This window comes from Shewanella sp. 8A, from assembly GCF_023475945.1.
In the GTDB taxonomy this organism is placed as follows: Bacteria; Pseudomonadota; Gammaproteobacteria; order Enterobacterales; family Shewanellaceae; genus Shewanella; species Shewanella xiamenensis.
Genome location: NZ_JAMDJP010000035.1, coordinates 28,482 through 45,537, shown reverse-complemented (window position 1 = coordinate 45,537; position 17,056 = coordinate 28,482). Strand labels below are relative to the sequence as shown.

General features: G+C 44.8%; 16 protein-coding genes. 12 read left to right on the top strand and 4 right to left on the bottom strand.

The features are described 5' to 3' along the window. Nucleotides 1-143 precede the first annotated feature (143 nt). A complete protein-coding gene (locus tag M0413_RS19445) occupies nt 144-560 on the bottom strand; it encodes an META domain-containing protein (RefSeq protein ID WP_047539874.1) in 417 nt (138 codons plus the stop codon). Nucleotides 561-630: 70 nt separating this feature from the next. Between M0413_RS19445 and M0413_RS19440 the strand changes: the two genes are divergently transcribed. Then, nucleotides 631-861 (top strand): hypothetical protein, encoded by a 231-nt coding sequence (locus tag M0413_RS19440; RefSeq protein ID WP_037414628.1) that lies wholly within the window; start codon nt 631-633, stop codon nt 859-861. Between the two features lie 15 nt (nt 862-876). On the opposite strand, the gene M0413_RS19435 is transcribed toward M0413_RS19440, so the two are convergent. Further along, nucleotides 877-1,890, bottom strand: coding sequence for a GGDEF domain-containing protein (locus tag M0413_RS19435; RefSeq protein ID WP_249555348.1), 1,014 nt, complete (start codon nt 1,888-1,890; stop codon nt 877-879). A 153-nt stretch (nt 1,891-2,043) separates the two neighbouring features. Here M0413_RS19435 and M0413_RS19430 point away from each other — a divergent pair, with 153 nt between their 5' ends. From M0413_RS19430 to M0413_RS19420, 3 genes are all read left to right on the top strand, one after another. Further along, a complete protein-coding gene (locus M0413_RS19430; protein WP_186293762.1) occupies nt 2,044-2,604 on the top strand; it encodes a GNAT family N-acetyltransferase in 561 nt (186 codons plus the stop codon). 125 nt (nt 2,605-2,729) lie between these two features. Continuing rightward, nucleotides 2,730-4,742 carry an EAL domain-containing protein gene (locus M0413_RS19425; protein WP_249555346.1) on the top strand — a complete coding sequence of 671 codons (2,013 nt, stop codon included), beginning with the start codon at nt 2,730-2,732 and terminating at the stop codon, nt 4,740-4,742. Then, complete coding sequence (locus M0413_RS19420) at nt 4,732-5,076, top strand: hypothetical protein (protein WP_069453443.1); 345 nt, start codon at nt 4,732-4,734, stop codon at nt 5,074-5,076. Before M0413_RS19425 ends, M0413_RS19420 begins: the two co-directional genes overlap by 11 nt. A 6-nt stretch (nt 5,077-5,082) precedes the next feature. On the opposite strand, the gene M0413_RS19415 is transcribed toward M0413_RS19420, so the two are convergent. Both M0413_RS19415 and metK read right to left on the bottom strand, forming a co-directional pair. Next, nucleotides 5,083-5,529, bottom strand: coding sequence for a hypothetical protein (locus M0413_RS19415; RefSeq protein ID WP_055647399.1), 447 nt, complete (start codon nt 5,527-5,529; stop codon nt 5,083-5,085). A 129-nt stretch (nt 5,530-5,658) separates the two neighbouring features. Further along, on the bottom strand, nt 5,659-6,810 hold the full coding sequence (metK, locus tag M0413_RS19410; RefSeq protein ID WP_055647400.1) for a methionine adenosyltransferase: 1,152 nt from the start codon (nt 6,808-6,810) through the stop codon (nt 5,659-5,661). A 476-nt stretch (nt 6,811-7,286) separates the two neighbouring features. Here metK and tkt point away from each other — a divergent pair, with 476 nt between their 5' ends. The 8 genes from tkt to M0413_RS19370 all read left to right on the top strand — a co-directional run bounded on the left by tkt (nt 7,287) and on the right by M0413_RS19370 (nt 17,037). Further along, the gene (gene tkt / locus M0413_RS19405; RefSeq protein ID WP_055647401.1) at nt 7,287-9,281 is read left to right on the top strand and encodes a transketolase; all 1,995 of its coding nucleotides are present in this window, start codon (nt 7,287-7,289) and stop codon (nt 9,279-9,281) included. A gap of 128 nt (nt 9,282-9,409) precedes the next feature. After that, on the top strand, nt 9,410-10,432 hold the full coding sequence (gene epd, locus M0413_RS19400) for an erythrose-4-phosphate dehydrogenase (protein WP_249555344.1): 1,023 nt from the start codon (nt 9,410-9,412) through the stop codon (nt 10,430-10,432). A 126-nt stretch (nt 10,433-10,558) separates the two neighbouring features. Next, complete coding sequence (locus M0413_RS19395) at nt 10,559-11,734, top strand: phosphoglycerate kinase (protein ID WP_055647403.1); 1,176 nt, start codon at nt 10,559-10,561, stop codon at nt 11,732-11,734. Nucleotides 11,735-11,932: 198 nt separating this feature from the next. Next, nucleotides 11,933-13,000: a class II fructose-bisphosphate aldolase gene (fba, locus tag M0413_RS19390; RefSeq protein ID WP_011071213.1), complete on the top strand. Its 1,068-nt coding sequence runs from the start codon at nt 11,933-11,935 to the stop codon at nt 12,998-13,000. A 136-nt stretch (nt 13,001-13,136) separates the two neighbouring features. Further along, a complete protein-coding gene (locus tag M0413_RS19385) occupies nt 13,137-13,874 on the top strand; it encodes a DUF481 domain-containing protein (RefSeq protein WP_037414718.1) in 738 nt (245 codons plus the stop codon). A gap of 240 nt (nt 13,875-14,114) precedes the next feature. Then, nucleotides 14,115-15,584: a sodium:proton antiporter NhaD gene (nhaD, locus tag M0413_RS19380; protein WP_047539845.1), complete on the top strand. Its 1,470-nt coding sequence runs from the start codon at nt 14,115-14,117 to the stop codon at nt 15,582-15,584. 165 nt (nt 15,585-15,749) lie between these two features. Beyond that, nucleotides 15,750-16,496 carry a winged helix-turn-helix domain-containing protein gene (locus M0413_RS19375; protein WP_047539842.1) on the top strand — a complete coding sequence of 249 codons (747 nt, stop codon included), beginning with the start codon at nt 15,750-15,752 and terminating at the stop codon, nt 16,494-16,496. A gap of 1 nt (nt 16,497) precedes the next feature. Further along, a complete protein-coding gene (locus M0413_RS19370) occupies nt 16,498-17,037 on the top strand; it encodes a hypothetical protein (RefSeq protein WP_249555342.1) in 540 nt (179 codons plus the stop codon). Nucleotides 17,038-17,056 lie beyond the last annotated feature (19 nt).

Sequence of the window (17,056 nt, the reverse complement as noted above, 5' to 3'; positions counted from 1 at the left end):
GCTGGATGGTAAACGGGAAAGGGCATATCCACGAGTCCTTAAAATGAGCAAAAACAAGTTTCCGGTTAGACCAAAGAAAAATGCCGTTCACTCTTAAGTGAACGGCATTAGCCAATAGGCGGTTTTTTATTATCGATACACTTTTATTTCAGTTGGGTTAACACTAAAACAGGTTTATCGTCGCTGCTGAGTAATGTCAGACGTCCTTGCACTAATTTGGCCTTAGCGACCAGTGGTAGTGCTTGCATGACTTTATGCTCTTGCTGCATCAATGAATCGACACAGGCTTTCATGGTGCTGCCACCAGGGATGATTTTCAGCTCTTGCCCTTGCTGGTTATATTGGCCAAAAAAGTTATTGCAGCTGTTATTGCCAGAAAGCTTACCTTCTGCATCGAAGGTGATTTGAGCTGGGCTGTAATCAACAGTCGGTTGTCCTTGGACTGCTTCAATATGCCAGCTTCCCTGTAATGACACAGTGTCTTGATGGGCGACGTCAGTACTCTGACAAGCCGTTAAGCCAAAAAGTAATGCGCTTAATAGAAATGTTTGTTTTAACATTGTCTCAGTTCCTTTTTCGATATTCATGGCAATAGTGTACAAGTTTAGCGAGAGATAAAAAGAGGTTTATATGCAAGATAGTATTAAAAGCACTATGAATTTGTTGAAGTTTTTACATTGGTTAGGGGTTTTGATGTTAGTTTGTGGACTTGGGTTTTATATGTTGACTCAATGGAGTCTAGAAATCAGTGGGATGTTATTGATCGCAAGCTTAATTGGCTTAGGCTTAGTGTTGATGTCACCTTATCCTGTGGTGTTATTTATCCAATGGGCGAAGCGTCAGGATGAGTTGCCAAAATAATAGCGTTTGCGACTTTTACAACTCGGCCGAGTCTGCAGCGGGGTTGTTATAAAGCTCGGCATTGATCCCTTTTGCCTGATTACTGCTCGATTGTGTTGGCTCTTGCAACATAGATTTTAGTTTACAGCGAGCATCTTCCATCATGGGCGCTAACTTAGCCGTCGATTCAGGGGTAAAGAAACTGTAACTGGAATCGAGTTTAAGGTGATGATTTTGCTGTTCTAATTGTTTTTCGACCCGCTTTATAATGTGCAATATATCGCGTTCGCTATCGACAAAGGCTAACACCACAAACTGAGTCGCGCTGAAATGGGCTGCAACATCGGCGGTGCGAATGGTATCTTGAACCAAATTACCGAGGAGCCTGTGATGTTTCTCTTCTAAGCGTTTTTCCGGCGTGTCAGCTTCAATCAATTCGAAGAAAAGAATCCCCGCATGGGCGCCAAAGCGTCGTCCAAGATTGAGTTGCCTAGGAGCCATCATCATAAAGCCGTAATGGTTGAGCATGCCGGTCTCTTGATCGCGCATTGATAGCGATTCGATTCTATGGTTTTGACATAACAGGGATAATTCCTGCTGAAGCAGGATTTGGAAAGGTTCAAGCATGGCGCTGTTGCTTAAAGGATCGGCCATATGGGGGTTTAACACGCATAGTGAACCAAATTGACTGCCATCTGGCCATGCAATAGGGCGGGACAGAATGTATTGAATTCCGTCAAAATCTCTTGGAAGTTCATCGAGCATAAAGCGGCTTAAATTGAGATAATCTCCGTCTATGTTGCTATTTTTTAATGCTTCAAAGAGCGGGAAGTTATTTGGAAAAAGCGTGCCAGAAGTAAAAAGCGGCGTTTCGCTGACAGAACTGACGATCACTTCAAAACCCGATTGCGTTATCTGTAATACAAACACGTGGGTAGCGCTGTAGTAACTTTTTATTAATTCGCATTGTTGCATCCAACGACCTAAATTGACTTGAAGTAGATCGTTGTCAAGCACACTGATTTGGGGATTGATAGTCTCTGGCAGCATAAAATGGCGAGTGAATGACCTACAATTCAATAAGTGTGGGAAACAATAGCGTTATTAGCAAATTTTTTCCTAAAAGATAAAGTCTTTAGTATTTATTTAAGTATACTGACGCGCTTAAAATCTAGCGATAAGCTCAACTTGGACATACCTCTGATGCAAACGCGATTAGCAACTAAACAAGATGTTGATATATTGGCCGCGTTAGAGCGCCAGCATCTCAATGATGAGTTAATGTCTAATGGTGTCAATTTGGAAGGGCAAGCATTTAATCGTAATGAATTAACTCAGCTAATTGATAAGCATTGGATTGTGGTCGCTGAAATTAACGGACGCATTATAGGTTATGTGATTGCGGGACGTTGGTCGTTTTTTGAGACCTGGCCAATTTATCGCAATTTGTTGAAAAGATTGAATCGAATCAATGGCGATGGTCCTCAATTAACGGTGCAAAACAGCTGTCAATACGGCCCTATCTGGGTTGATAAAGCATATCGTGGCCAAGGCGTTTTTGAGGCACTTGTTACTCGCATTTACCGAGAAGTTGCGCCTAGTTTTACTTATCTGGTGACGTTTATAGCTGATGAAAATGAGCGTTCTTTGGCGGCGCATACTCGTAAAGCTAAAATGCAAGTTGCAGATTTTTTTACTTTTTCTGATAGGGATTATTATATTATGAGTGTTGATATTCGCTCATATGCACTCGCTCATCGTTAACTCGTTTTCCCGCCATATGTTACGTTGTTCTGCTTTCAAAAATCAGTATTTTTTAGGTTGATTGTGTCCTAAAAGATTGATCGACTATGTTCTATTAAATAGTTGGCAATAATAACCCTGATATCATGTTTGAACTTCGAAATTTTCTGGACAGAAGTTTTCTTATCTCTGTACGTGAGTCCTTTATCGCGTTACTGCCATTTATTCTTGTTAACTCACTACTATCACTGGTTATAGCGTTATTAAGTAGTTGGATCCCGGAATGGCAAACAACGGCATTTTTTTATGGCTTAACATTTTTTTCAGTGCAGCTTGCAAAGATATTTCCGTTGCTTGCGCTTATTTCTCTTTCCTTCCATTTTGCCAAATATCTTCAGCTTTCTGCGATTGTTGTGTGCTCAATCTCCTTTAGCATCTTACTGGCTTTGCATGTGCCAACCACAGAGGAAGTACTTAGCATTGATTATGTTTATGTGGTTTTAGGTGATCCTCGAGTGGTTTTATTACCGATTTTAACGGCATATCTATTGCGCATATTGGTTACTTGGCGATGGCTAGACTTAGTAAAAGGAAAAGCATTGAGTCGATACTTAAAACAGCATCTGAATATTTTTTTGCCAGTAGTTATTTGTTTTATGGTTATATTGATGCTTGTTACCGAAGCATCTGCCTTACTTAGTTGGTTTTTTTCGCCACTAATTGATACTTTGCAAACCGCTAGTATTGGGATCCAATTGTTTATCCGTATTTTATTAACCCATGTGCTCTGGAGCTTCGGTGTGCACGGTGATAATGCATACCTACTATTAATTGGTGTCGATAATGGCTTGACTGAGGTTGTACCTAATCTAACCGCTAGTCAATTTATGGATTTGTTTATTCTTTACGGTGGCAGCGGGGCGACTTTATCGCTCATTATTGCTATTTTCATTAGTTCTAAAGACAGTGCAACACGCCATATTGCTAAGATTGCAACGCCCTTTGCATTTTTCAATATCAATGAAATATTGATTTATGGTTTACCTATTATTTTTAACCCTAGATTATTATTGCCATTTATACTCTCGCCCATAGTGAATTTTATATTGGCCTATAGCGCCATCAGTATAGGTATTCTAGAATTTGATGCTCATAGCTTTCCTTGGATAACACCTCCATTTATTAATGCTTATATGGCGAGTGGGCATTTTAGTGCTGTGTTATTTCAATGTTTTTTGATAGCTATCGGTGTGTTGATTTATCTACCATTTGTACAGCGATTTTCTTTAATGAGTGAACACTATGAGTTCGATCGAGAACTTATGAAAAGGATTCAATTTCAAGCAGATATTGAGCTGATGAATGAAACACATTATCTAAAAAAACAGTCAGAGTCTTTAAAGGCTGAAATTAATTTAGAGAAAACCATCAAAGAGGTGTTAGCCGGTGAATTGCAGCTTCACTATCAACCTAAGATTGCTTTAATTGATGGTAAAGTGGTTGGATTTGAGGCGCTAATTCGTCTTCGGGATGAGTATGGGGCCTTAAAAGGCCCTTATTTTATTGATGCGTTTCAACGTGCGGGCTATTCCCACATTATTGATCGTTTTGTAATTAATACCGTTGCAGAAGATCTTGCTCGTTGGGCATTAGAGGGCTTTTTTCCTAAGGTCAGTATCAATATTGACCCAAATAACATCACCGATAGTCAATTATTAGCGATTATGAATGATAGATTAGGTAGTGTTGCTCATCAGGTCGAAATTGAGATGTTAGAATCGGCATTCATGTTGGATATAAGCCGCATTGATAGCAGTATCAAACAGCTTAAGCAGTGTGGTTTCCGTTTTTGGTTGGATGATTTTGGTACTGGGTTTTCGAGTTTAAGTCTACTGAGTCGAATCAATGTCGATGGTATTAAGCTAGATCGCAGTATTCTCGCCAATGCCAGTGAGCCTAAAGGTCGTACTTTATATCTGCAAATTTGCAAGCTTTGTAGTAGTTTAGGTTTTAGCTTGACAGCTGAGGGGGTTGAAACCCGTGTTGAAGCCGAGTTTGTAAAAGAAGCTGGTGTTGCTTATGTGCAAGGTTGGTTATATGCCAAGGCAATGCCAGGACCCGATGCTAAAGCCTTTTGGTTGGAGATAAATGGTGAGTAAATCCTTGGTCAATATCTTGTTGGCTAACTATGCCCAGACTAGTTTATCGGCGTGGGACAACCTGCGCGTATTATTATCCGAGTGTGCCTTGCAGCAATGTGAGGCCCAAGGATTTGAAGTCGATTGCGAAGATAGTCGCCCCCATTATTGGTTACAGATTGAAGATTGTTGGCTCGATTGCGGCCGCACCAATGCTTACAGTGCGGCTATAGTATGTTTAACGCCTGAGGTCGTTCAAGGTGCAAGGATAATTGGCGAACAAGAGTGTGCACTGTTATCCGCTGCGCAGATAAATCTGCTGTGTATGCAAAACGCCCATTTTGACCACTGTTAATCCGGATCACAGAATTAACCATTCCCCCGTCGGGTAATTTCCTTGATAGCCAAAAGGAAGCCGTCCCTGCAAGTACCAGGCAAAACGTTCTTTTGTGAAGTCACAGAGCGTGACTTCGGCTAACAATAAGGTGGCTAAGGTATCGGCATCATCTGCGACTAGTGCGCAAATCTCGGCAACGGTCATTATTTTCCACGTTTCCAGATAGGCGGTTTTCGCTATTTGAGCGACGATTTCACTAGATACTTGGGGCTTTAATCTGTTGGCTTGTTGATGGTCGCTAACACATAAGCTTTCATAGGGTTCAGTGTAGGGCGGTTCGAAAAAACGGCCGGGCTCCCTTTCAAGGCAAGTGGCTATGTCTAGGCTGCCTAAGGTGTTGGCCATGGGCTCGTGATGGCCTACCTTGGTCGCCCAAGAGCAGAATTGGAGTTGTGCGATTAACGGCTTCATTGAGTCTCTGTCTTTTGCCTACAGTGAAAGCCATTTTGTTGAGAGTAATGGGGTTAGGCAATACATCCTAAGCATAAAAAAACCGCCATTAGGCGGTTTTTTCTTGTAAAAGCATGAGCTTAATGTAGATTACAGACCTGCATCGGCGCGCAGTGCGTCAGCTTTATCCGTCGCTTCCCATGGGAATTCGCTGCGGCCAAAGTGACCATAAGCGGCTGTCGCTTGGTAAATTGGACGAGCTAAGTTCAACATCTCAGTCAGGCCGTATGGACGCAGGTCGAAGTGTTGACGGACTAACTTGATTAAGACTTCTTCAGATACTTTACCCGTACCGAAAGTCTCAACACTGATAGAAGTCGGTTCAGCTACACCGATAGCGTAAGACACTTGGATCTCACAACGGTCTGCCAGACCCGCTGCTACGATGTTTTTCGCAACGTAACGGGCAGCGTAAGCAGCACTACGGTCAACTTTTGATGGGTCTTTACCAGAGAATGCACCACCACCGTGACGCGCCATACCACCGTAGGTATCCACGATGATCTTACGACCGGTTAAACCACAGTCACCCATAGGACCACCGATCACGAAACGGCCAGTTGGGTTGATGAAGTATTTAGTGTCCTTGCTCAGCCATTGTGCTGGCAGAACTGGTTTGATGATGGTTTCCATCACGCCTTCAATCAAATCCGCTTGGGCGATATCAGGGCTGTGTTGGGTAGACAGTACGATCGCATCGATACCAACAATCTTGTTGTCTTCGTAAGCGAAGGTGACTTGGCTTTTCGCATCTGGGCGTAACCATGGCAGAGTGCCGTTTTTACGCACTTCAGATTGACGCTTCACTAATGCGTGTGCAAAAGTAATAGGCGCTGGCATCAGAATGTCAGTTTCGTTGCTGGCATAACCAAACATTAACCCTTGGTCGCCGGCACCTTGCTCTTTTGGATCCGCGCGGTCAACACCTTGGTTGATGTCTGGAGACTGTTTACCAATCGCGTTTAATACGGCGCAAGAATCGGCATCGAAGCCCATATCAGAATGGATATAACCAATTTCACGAACCGTTTTACGGGTCAGCTCTTCAATATCAACCCAGGCAGAGGTGGTCACTTCGCCACCTACTAATACCATGCCAGTTTTGACATACGTTTCGCACGCGACACGTGCTTTGGGATCTTGGGCCAGAATCGCGTCTAGCACAGCATCAGAAATCTGATCTGCAATTTTATCGGGATGACCTTCTGAGACCGACTCAGAAGTAAACAAGTGCTTTGCCATAGTAGGAAAATCTCGTTGTTAGCAATCAAACGTGTAGAAGCATCTACATCTAGACGGCTATTTTAGTGGAATTTCATCGCCATGACACCCCCAAAGCTAAATATTTCTGTACTTAGTGAGGTAAATCTCAGCTTTAAAATTTGAACTAAAAAGCATGTTAGTCATTTAACTGATTGAAAATAATTAATTAAAAGTGTTTAAAATCCATCTAATTCCGTTAAGGATACGCGGCGGCATTTCCTCTTTTCCACCGAGACGAGCTTTGGGGGAAATTGTACAGAGTATTGTCATAGCGACTTAAACTACGAATCATTGGCTTGAATAGTTCATCCTTAAGCCATTTTTTATCGCAAAAAGTTCTATTGGCGATGGTAAGGCGAGATTGTGATGAATTTTCGTTTGCGTCGCTTCGCTATGTAGGGGAAAATATGCGTCCAAATTGCCCGCTAGACCCCACAAATTAAGCAGGAGAGAGCATGTCTTCCCGTAAAGTACTCGCCAACGCAATCCGTGCGTTAAGTATGGATGCAGTTCAAAAAGCAAACTCAGGCCACCCAGGCGCCCCAATGGGCATGGCAGATATTGCTGAAGTGCTGTGGAATGATTTCCTTAAGCACAACCCGAACAATCCGAAATGGGTAGATAGAGACCGCTTTATCCTCTCTAACGGTCACGGCTCTATGCTGATCTACTCTTTATTACACCTCACTGGCTACGATCTGCCAATGGATGAACTGAAGCAATTCCGTCAGTTACATTCTAAAACCCCAGGTCACCCAGAATATGGTTACACCCCAGGTGTTGAAACCACCACGGGTCCATTAGGTGCGGGGATCAGCAACGCTGTGGGTATGGCGATTGCAGAAAAAACCTTAGCGGCACAGTTTAACCGTGAAGGTCATGAGATTGTTGACCACTACACTTACTGCTTCCTCGGCGATGGCTGCTTGATGGAAGGTATTTCCCACGAAGCGTGTTCTCTGGCAGGTACCTTAGGCCTAGGCAAACTGATCGCATTTTGGGATGACAACGGCATCTCTATCGACGGCCATGTTGAAGGCTGGTTTACCGATGACACGCCAAAACGTTTCGAATCATACGGCTGGCACGTAATTGCTAACGTCGATGGTCACGACAGCGATGCCATTCGCGCAGCTATCGAAGCGGCAAAAGCTGTGACCAACAAACCAACCATGATCTGCTGCAAAACCATTATCGGTTTTGGTTCGCCAAACAAATCTGGCAGCCACGATTGCCACGGCGCACCATTAGGTGATGCAGAAATCGCTGCAGCCCGTGAATTCTTAGGTTGGCCACATGCGCCATTCGAAATTCCTGCCGACGTATACGCTGGTTGGGATGCGAAAGAAGTGGGTGCTGAGCGTGAAGCTGCATGGAACGACAAGTTTGCCGCTTACGCTGCTGCTTACCCAGAATTAGCTGCTGAATATGAGCGCCGCGTTCTGAAAGGTGAATTACCAGCTGATTTCGAAGCCAAAGCACAAGCCTTTATCCAAGAATGCCAAGCCAAAGGCGAAGGCATTGCGAGCCGTAAAGCGTCACAAAACGCGATTGCAGCCTTTGGCGCTATGCTGCCAGAACTGTTGGGCGGCAGTGCTGACTTAGCAGGTTCTAACCTGACCCTGTGGGCAGGTTCTAAAGGTATTCAAGAAGATCCAGCGGGTAACTACGTGTACTACGGTGTGCGTGAGTTCGGTATGAGCGGCATCATGAACGGTGTGTCTCTGCACGGTGGTTTCATCAACTACGGTGCGACTTTTATGATGTTCATGGAATACGCACGCAACGCTGTACGTATGTCTGCACTGATGGGAATTCAAAACATCTTCGTTTATACCCATGACTCTATCGGTCAAGGTGAAGACGGTCCAACGCACCAACCCGTTGAGCAATTAGCTAACCTGCGTATGACGCCAAACATGGCGGTATGGCGCCCATGTGACGCGGCTGAAACTGCAGTAGCGTGGAAAGCGGCTATCGAACGTCGCCATGCTCCAACATCGCTGGTATTTAGCCGTCAGAACCTGAAGGCTCAAGCACGTACTGCTGAGCAATTAGCCAATGTGGCAAAAGGCGCTTACGTACTGCAAGACTGCGCGGGTACGCCTGAGTACATCCTGATTGCAACCGGTAGTGAAGTGCAATTAGCGGTAGAAGCTGCGGCTGCGCTGACTGAACAAGGCAAACAAGTTCGCGTGGTTTCTATGCCATCAAACACTGAGTTTGATAAGCAAGATGCTGCTTACAAAGAATCTGTACTGCCAAAAGCGGTGACTAAACGTATCGCTATCGAAGCGGCCCATACTGACTTCTGGTACAAGTATGTTGGTTTTGAAGGCACTGTTGTGGGCATGACTACCTTTGGTGAGTCTGCGCCAGGCAACGTGCTGCTGAAGCACTTCGGTTTCACCGTTGAAAATGTGCTGAACGCTGCAAAATCACTAGGCTAATTGTTTAGGTGATGGGATTACTGACAAAAGGTTAAACTTTTGAAAGGTTAATCTGTATAATGCGGCCTGCAATCGTTTGCAGGCCGTTTTTGTATATGCAGTATTGTTAAGAGGAAATAAAGACCTCAATGATCCGAGTCGCAATCAATGGTTATGGTCGTATTGGCCGCTCAATCCTTCGCGCTTTATATGAGTCCGGAAAACGCCAGCAAATCCAAATTGTCGCAATCAATGAGTTGGCTAAGCCTGAAGCCATTGTCCATTTGACCCAGTACGATACTACCCACGGTCGATTTCAGCCCAGAGTCAAATTAGTCGATGATCAGATGCTGATTGGCGATGACGCCATCAAAATTCTCCATGAACCTGATCCAGCCAAGCTACCTTGGCGCGAGATGGACATCGATATTGTCTATGAAGCGACAGGTGCCATTTTAGATCGCCAAAGCTGCGAAGCCCATGTCCACGCGGGTGCCAAACAAGTCTTAATCAGTCATCCTTCATCGGCCGATGTTGACGGCACTATCGTTTACGGTGTGAACCAAGACTTACTGCGCGCCGAGCATACCGTGGTCTCCAATGCTTCTTGTACCACCAACTGTATCGTGCCTGTGATTGATGTACTCGATAAACACTTTGGTGTGAAAAGCGGCGCGATTACCACCATTCATTCGGCGATGAACGATCAGCAAGTGATTGATGCCTATCATGATGACTTACGCCGCACCCGAGCGGCTGGGCAATCGATTATTCCCGTCGATACCAAACTTGCCCGCGGTATTGAGCGGATTTTGCCGCACATGAAGGACAAATTTGAGGCGATTTCGGTGCGCGTTCCCACGATCAACGTAACCGCTATCGATCTTTCGGTAACATTAGATAAAACAGTGGATATTGCGACCGTCAATCAAGTGTTAGAATTGGCCGCCAATGGACGATTTAACGGCATCTTAGGCTATACTGACGAGCCGCTGGTATCCTGTGATTTTAACCATGATCCGCGCTCCAGTATTGTTGATGGCACCCAGACTCGGGTGAGCGCAGGGCAGTTGGTTAAATTGTTGCTGTGGTGCGATAACGAGTGGGGCTTTGCCAATCGCATGTTAGATACCAGTTTGGCGATGATTGCAGCTAAACAAAGCCGAAGATAAGAATTGATACCAATGGGTTAAAGCGTAGTGGCCAATTCGACGGGATGTCGAGTGCCGAATCGCCATCTACACTAACCGATTGATGAAAAACCAGTTTGTTTTTTGATTATAAAAGGAAGCGTTACCATGGCAATTATCAATATGTCAGATTTAGATCTCCAAGGTAAGCGAGTGCTTATTCGTGAAGATCTCAATGTGCCTGTCAGCAACGGCGTCGTCACCAGTGATGCACGTCTGCGTGCCTCACTCCCCACTATCGAGTTAGCCCTTGCCAAAGGCGCGGCGGTAATGGTGATGTCTCACTTAGGTCGTCCAACTGAAGGTGAGTACAACAGTGAATTCTCCATGCAACCTGTAGTCGATTACTTGGCCAAAGCCCTGTCTTGCACCGTCCGTTTAGCGACCGACTATTTAGACGGCGTTGAAGTTGCGGTAGGCGAAGTGGTTGTGTTTGAAAACGTTCGCTTTAACAAAGGCGAGAAGAAAAACGACGAAGCCTTGTCAAAGAAAATGGCAGCGTTATGTGATGTGTATGTGATGGATGCTTTTGGCACAGCTCACCGCGCAGAAGCCTCAACCAATGGCGTTGGTTTATACGCGCCCATCGCTTGTGCTGGTCCATTATTAGCACAAGAATTAGAAGCGTTAGGCAAAGCCTTAGACAACCCCGCGCGCCCATTAGTGGCCATCGTTGGTGGCTCTAAAGTGTCAACTAAGCTGACCGTATTAGAAAGTTTATCCGGCATTGTGGATCAATTAGTGGTTGGCGGTGGTATCGCCAACACCTTTATCGCTGCGGCGGGCCACAACGTGGGTAAATCCTTATACGAAGCGGATTTAATTGATGAAGCTAAGCGCTTAGTGGCGAACGCCCAAAGTCGCGGTGGTGATATTCCCGTACCTACCGATGTGGTTGTGGCGGGTGAGTTTAGCCCAACGGCTGCTGCGACCTTAAAAGCAGTGAGTGATGTTGGCGATAGCGACATGATTTTCGACATTGGCCCCGACAGCGCCGAAGCGTTAGCGAAAATCATTGAGTCTGCTGGTACTATCGTATGGAACGGCCCAGTGGGTGTGTTCGAATTCGACCAATTCGGTGAAGGCACTAAGCGTATCGCGCAAGCAATCGCTGATTCTAAAGCCTTCTCTATCGCTGGCGGTGGTGACACCTTAGCGGCGGTCGATAAATACGGTATCGCCGATAAAGTCTCTTACATCTCTACTGGTGGTGGTGCTTTCCTCGAGTTCCTCGAAGGCAAAGAGTTACCCGCTGTAGCTATGTTGAAAAAACGCGGTGCCTAACATTGAGTTAGGTATTGCGCTGTCGCGGCACTGCGCCGCGACAGCACAAAAAATGATAAAAAATTATAAAAAAACCGCTCCTTCTCTAAAGGGATTTACACATCACTAGAGCGATTGAGCATAAAAATCCATCCAAACGATAGCGACCTCGGTGACCCAGCGTTAATGTGAAGTCACCCTATTATTGGAGTTAAAAAAATGGCGTTAATTTCCCTACGACAACTACTCGATCACGCGGCAGAACATGGATACGGCGTGCCAGCGTTCAACGTAAACAACCTTGAGCAAATGCGCGCCATCATGCAGGCCGCAGAAGCCACCGACAGCCCTGTTATCGTGCAAGCCTCTGCGGGTGCGCGTAAATATGCGCGTCCACAATTCTTAAAATATCTGATGACGGCTGCTCTTGAGCAGTATCCCGATATCCCAGTCTGTATTCACCAAGACCATGGTACTGACCCTGATATCTGTCAGCGTTCTATCCAATTAGGTATGTCATCAGTAATGATGGACGGCTCATTAATGGCCGACGGTAAAACCCCAGCGTCTTACGAGTACAACGTTGATGTAACTCGCAGAACCGTAGCATTCGCCCACGCGTGTGGTGTGTCTGTTGAGGGCGAAATCGGTTGTTTAGGCAGCTTAGAAACCGGTACTGCCGGTGAAGAAGACGGTGTGGGCGCTGAAGGCGTATTAAGCCACGACCAACTGCTAACCAGCCCAGAAGAAGCGGCACGCTTCGTAGCTGATACCCATGTTGACGCGCTAGCGATAGCAATTGGTACTAGCCACGGTGCATACAAGTTCAGCCGTAAACCAACGGGTGATGTGCTGCGTATCGACCGCATCAAAGAAATCCATGCCCGCATTCCTAACACTCACTTAGTGATGCATGGCTCTTCTTCAGTGCCGCAAGAATGGCTTAAGATCATCAACCAATACGGTGGTCAAATTCCTGAAACTTACGGTGTGCCATTAGAAGAAATCGTTGAAGGTATCAAACACGGCGTGCGTAAAGTGAACATCGATACCGACCTGCGCTTAGCGTCTACTGGTGCGGTACGTAAATACTTGGCCGAACACCCAAGCGAGTTCGACCCACGTAAGTTCCTGAAAGCCTCTATGGAAGCGATGGCAGACATCTGTACGGTTCGCTACGAAGCCTTTGGTTGTGCGGGTCAAGCTTCTAAGATTAAGCCTTTGTCTTTACAAGCAATGTACAAAGCGTATCAATCAGGTGCCTTAGATCCTAAGATCAACCTGTAAGCCTTAAATCACTTTTCAAAGCCCGCTGATTAGCGGGCTTTTTTATGCAAAAAATCGATGAATTTTTATTTTTCAATCGTAAATGTTAGTATTACGCAGATTTTTAGGGGATTAAACGGAACAGGAACGGATAAACATGAAGAAAGTACTGACCGCTGCACTATTGATGACGGCGCCATTTATGGCGAATGCGGGAGCCGATTTTGTTAAAGGCGATAAAACATTCGCGGGCGAAGCCGAGCTAGGTGCAACCTTAACCACAGGCAACACAGATACCTCATCTTACAAAGGTCGCTTAAACTTCAAACACGAATTAGGTGATTGGGAAAACCAATATCTTTTAGAAGGTTTATATAAAGAGGATACTGGCGAGGTTACGGCTAAGCGCTATTTAGCGGGGGCACAAGGCAACTATAAGATGACTGACCGCAGCTATCTATTTGCTAACGCTAACTACGAAGTTGACCCTTTTACCGGTTATGACTACACAGTATCTGGCGCGACGGGTTATGGTCATAGGCTCTATGACACCAGCAAGACTTTCTTAGATGTTGAAATCGGTCCCGGTTATATCTATCAACGCCTCGATTCAGAGCAAGCTCTGTTAGAGGGCACAGATTCCAATGACAGTGTGGTTGCCCACGGTGTGATTAACTTCGAAACTGAAATCACAGAAACCTCAAAATTCCAACAGCGTTTTGTCGCCGACTATGGTGATAAATTAGATGCGCGTTCGGAAACCTCACTCACTGCGAATATTATTGGCGCCTTGGCAATGAAGTTTGCCATTATCGTGCGTTATAACAGCGAGCCGCTGGACAATAAAAAGAGCACCGATACCGAAACCAATATGACCTTGCTCTATTCGTTCTAATCAATGTGATTGATATCAACATAAAAGCACCGAGAGGTGCTTTTTTATTGGCTGTTTTTAGACTAACTTGAAACAAAGTTAGTTAAATCTTTATTAGTTTCGCCTGTAGTTATACAAAAATTAATGTTGTAAGTGCCTTTGGTTATCGGGAAATACATAGAAAGTTGCGTTTTATCAAAATTTACAGAACCCGAGCTATGGTAATTTGCGAACTGATTTCCCTTGCAGAGATGAATTTAGATGAAATTACAGCGGTGGTTTAGAAACAGTGGAATGGCATTATTTAGCCTATTCTGTGTTGCAATATTGAGCGGATTCTCACCAGCAGTTTGGGCAATGACCGAAGGAACAGAACGGCTCGATTTAACCGCTGCATCAGTGGGGTATATTGCCGTATGCGTCTTCGTACTTGCCTATATTTTGGTGATGGCCGAAGAGGCGCTGCACCTGCGTAAATCCAAACCCGTATTGGTCGCAGCCGGCATTATTTGGGGCATGATAGGTTTTGTGTATGTGCAAAATGGTATGTCAGAGGTCTCTGAAGCTGCCTTTAAGCATAATTTATTGGAATATGCCGAGTTATTACTCTTCCTATTGGTAGCGATGACCTATATCAATGCCATGGAAGAACGTAATTTATTCGATGCCATTCGCGGTTGGTTAGTGGGACGTGGTTTTAGCTTACGAACCGTTTTCTGGTTGACAGGCTTTATGGCTTTCTTTATTTCGCCCGTGGCTGATAATTTAACCACCGCATTATTAATGTGCGCTGTGGTCATGAAAGTTGGCGCTGGACAGCGAAAATTTATTACCCTCGCTTGTATCAATATCGTGGTGGCGGCCAATGCGGGCGGCGCATTTAGTCCCTTTGGTGATATCACGACCTTGATGGTATGGCAAAAAGGGTTAGTTCACTTTGCCGATTTTTTCCATCTATTTATTCCTGCATTAGTCAACTTTGTCGTGCCAGCGGCAATTATGAGTATATTTATTCCGCATTATATCCCTGAGCCTGAAAAAGAGCAGGTTTACACTAAACCTGGCGCTAAACGTATTGTGGCGCTCTTCCTACTGACGATTGCTACTGCAGTATGTGCTCACTCTTTCCTTGGTATGCCACCGGTGCTGGGGATGATGACAGGTCTTGGCTTCTTGCAATTCTTTGGTTATTACCTGCGTAAAACCTTTGATCGCTCGGTTGCTCGTGAACGGGCAAAGGCGGAGTTACGTCAGGATAAACAGCGTCTTCAACAGTTAGGTAGTGTCGTGCCGTTCGATGTGTTTAATCGGATCTCCCGTGCTGAGTGGGATACATTGCTGTTTTTCTACGGGGTAGTGTTATGCGTCGGTGGTCTTGGTTTTATGGGGTATTTAAGTCTCGTTTCTGAGGCCTTGTATTCCCATTGGGATGCGACCTTTGCCAACGTAGCCATCGGTTTGTTGTCTTCAGTCGTGGATAATATTCCGGTGATGTTTGCGGTGTTGACTATGAATCCAGATATGGCCTTAGGTCAGTGGTTACTGGTGACGTTAACCGCAGGGGTGGGTGGCAGTTTATTGTCCATCGGCAGTGCGGCAGGGGTAGCATTAATGGGTCAGGCGAGGGGGATTTACACCTTCGGATCACATTTACGTTGGACTCCTGTCATTGCGTTGGGATATGTGGCGAGTATTTTAGTACATATGTGGCTCAATGCTGCAATGTTCTAGAAACAAATGAAACATAATGTATCTTCGTTTGTTTTTAGCATTAAATTTTTTATTGATGTAATTCACAGATTATTCATCTGATGTGGGGAGATGTCCTCAGATTACTGCGTTATTAAAGTTCAAATTGTATACTCGGCTTCAAGTTAGGTAATGCTAGGAGCCGAGATGCAAATTGGTGATTGTTGGTTTGACGCCCAAGAACATTTGTTAGTCGATGCCTCTGGCTGTCGCTGGATACTGAGTAGCGATGAATATCAAGTACTGAGCGTATTGGCTAAGCATCGAGGTAAGGTGGTTTCCCGCTTTGAATTAACGCAGTTATTGTCATCCTATGTTAAGGGTGCCCGTCGGTGTGATGATACTCTCGATGATGTTATCAAGCGGTTGCGTTCTATATTAGGAAAAAAGCCATATTCTTTACTCGATACGGTACGGGGTGAGGGGTTTATTTTATATCCTTCATCAGTGTCGATTAATCATAAGCTACTTGACTCCCCAACATATCAAATCAATCCGTTACAGTTCGCATTGATCATACTTGTTACCCTGATAGCTCTATGTGGGATTGGGGCGCATATTAGCCATCCAACGCAAATTGCACCGAATTATAGCCAGCAGATCCAGAAGCCAAATGGTTTGGCGTCAGAAGTTAAATTCTACACTGGGCAATACTATTGTACGGAGATGAAGTCCCTCGTCGAACAAATGATGGGGCAAATTGAAGCGTGTGCCGTGTTTCCTTGGCAATCTGTGGCGGCGAATATTTCTATTGATCGCAAGTTAATCAGCTTTATTTTACGGGATAACCGTGAGAATGGGCTTAAGTTTCAGACGATAAAATTAATGTCTGACAATTTTATGAGTGATACATCGCAACCTGATTGGTTAACACTTGCGGGGATATGTAGCTAAGATGGCATCCAGCATTTTTGCGTTAAGCCGTTTAAAACCATGGCAACTCCTGTTAATCATTATGCTAGGATTGGGAGGGCTGCTATATGGATATGGGCAGAGTGTTAGCCATAAAAGTTTAAACTTAGATTGTCATGCTCAGTTATTCCAACCACCGTTTTCCGATGCATCTTCGTCATTATTGCGCCATTCTTTATCGCTTTCGGTCCAAGTGCAGGGTCAAAAGGCGACTTTAGATTATAGTTATGGTATTGATAATAAGGAGCTTGCGTCCATCAACTATTCTGGTGAGGTTAAACATTTTGACATTGGCACTATGACCTATCAATTTGATTTAGCTCAAGCGAATATCAAAATGGATCTGCTGCAAACAGAGCTCCCTGAGCCGATTCGAGAAGATGTGCAACGCTCAAGGGCTGCATTAATCGCGCTGGGAACCATGAGCTTTAATATGCAGATTGTGGATATTAATCGTATTGATGACTATACCCTGATTAAATTTATGCCCAGTGGTAATTTATGGGCGTGTAGTAGTCGCTAATAACAAAATAGGCATCCAA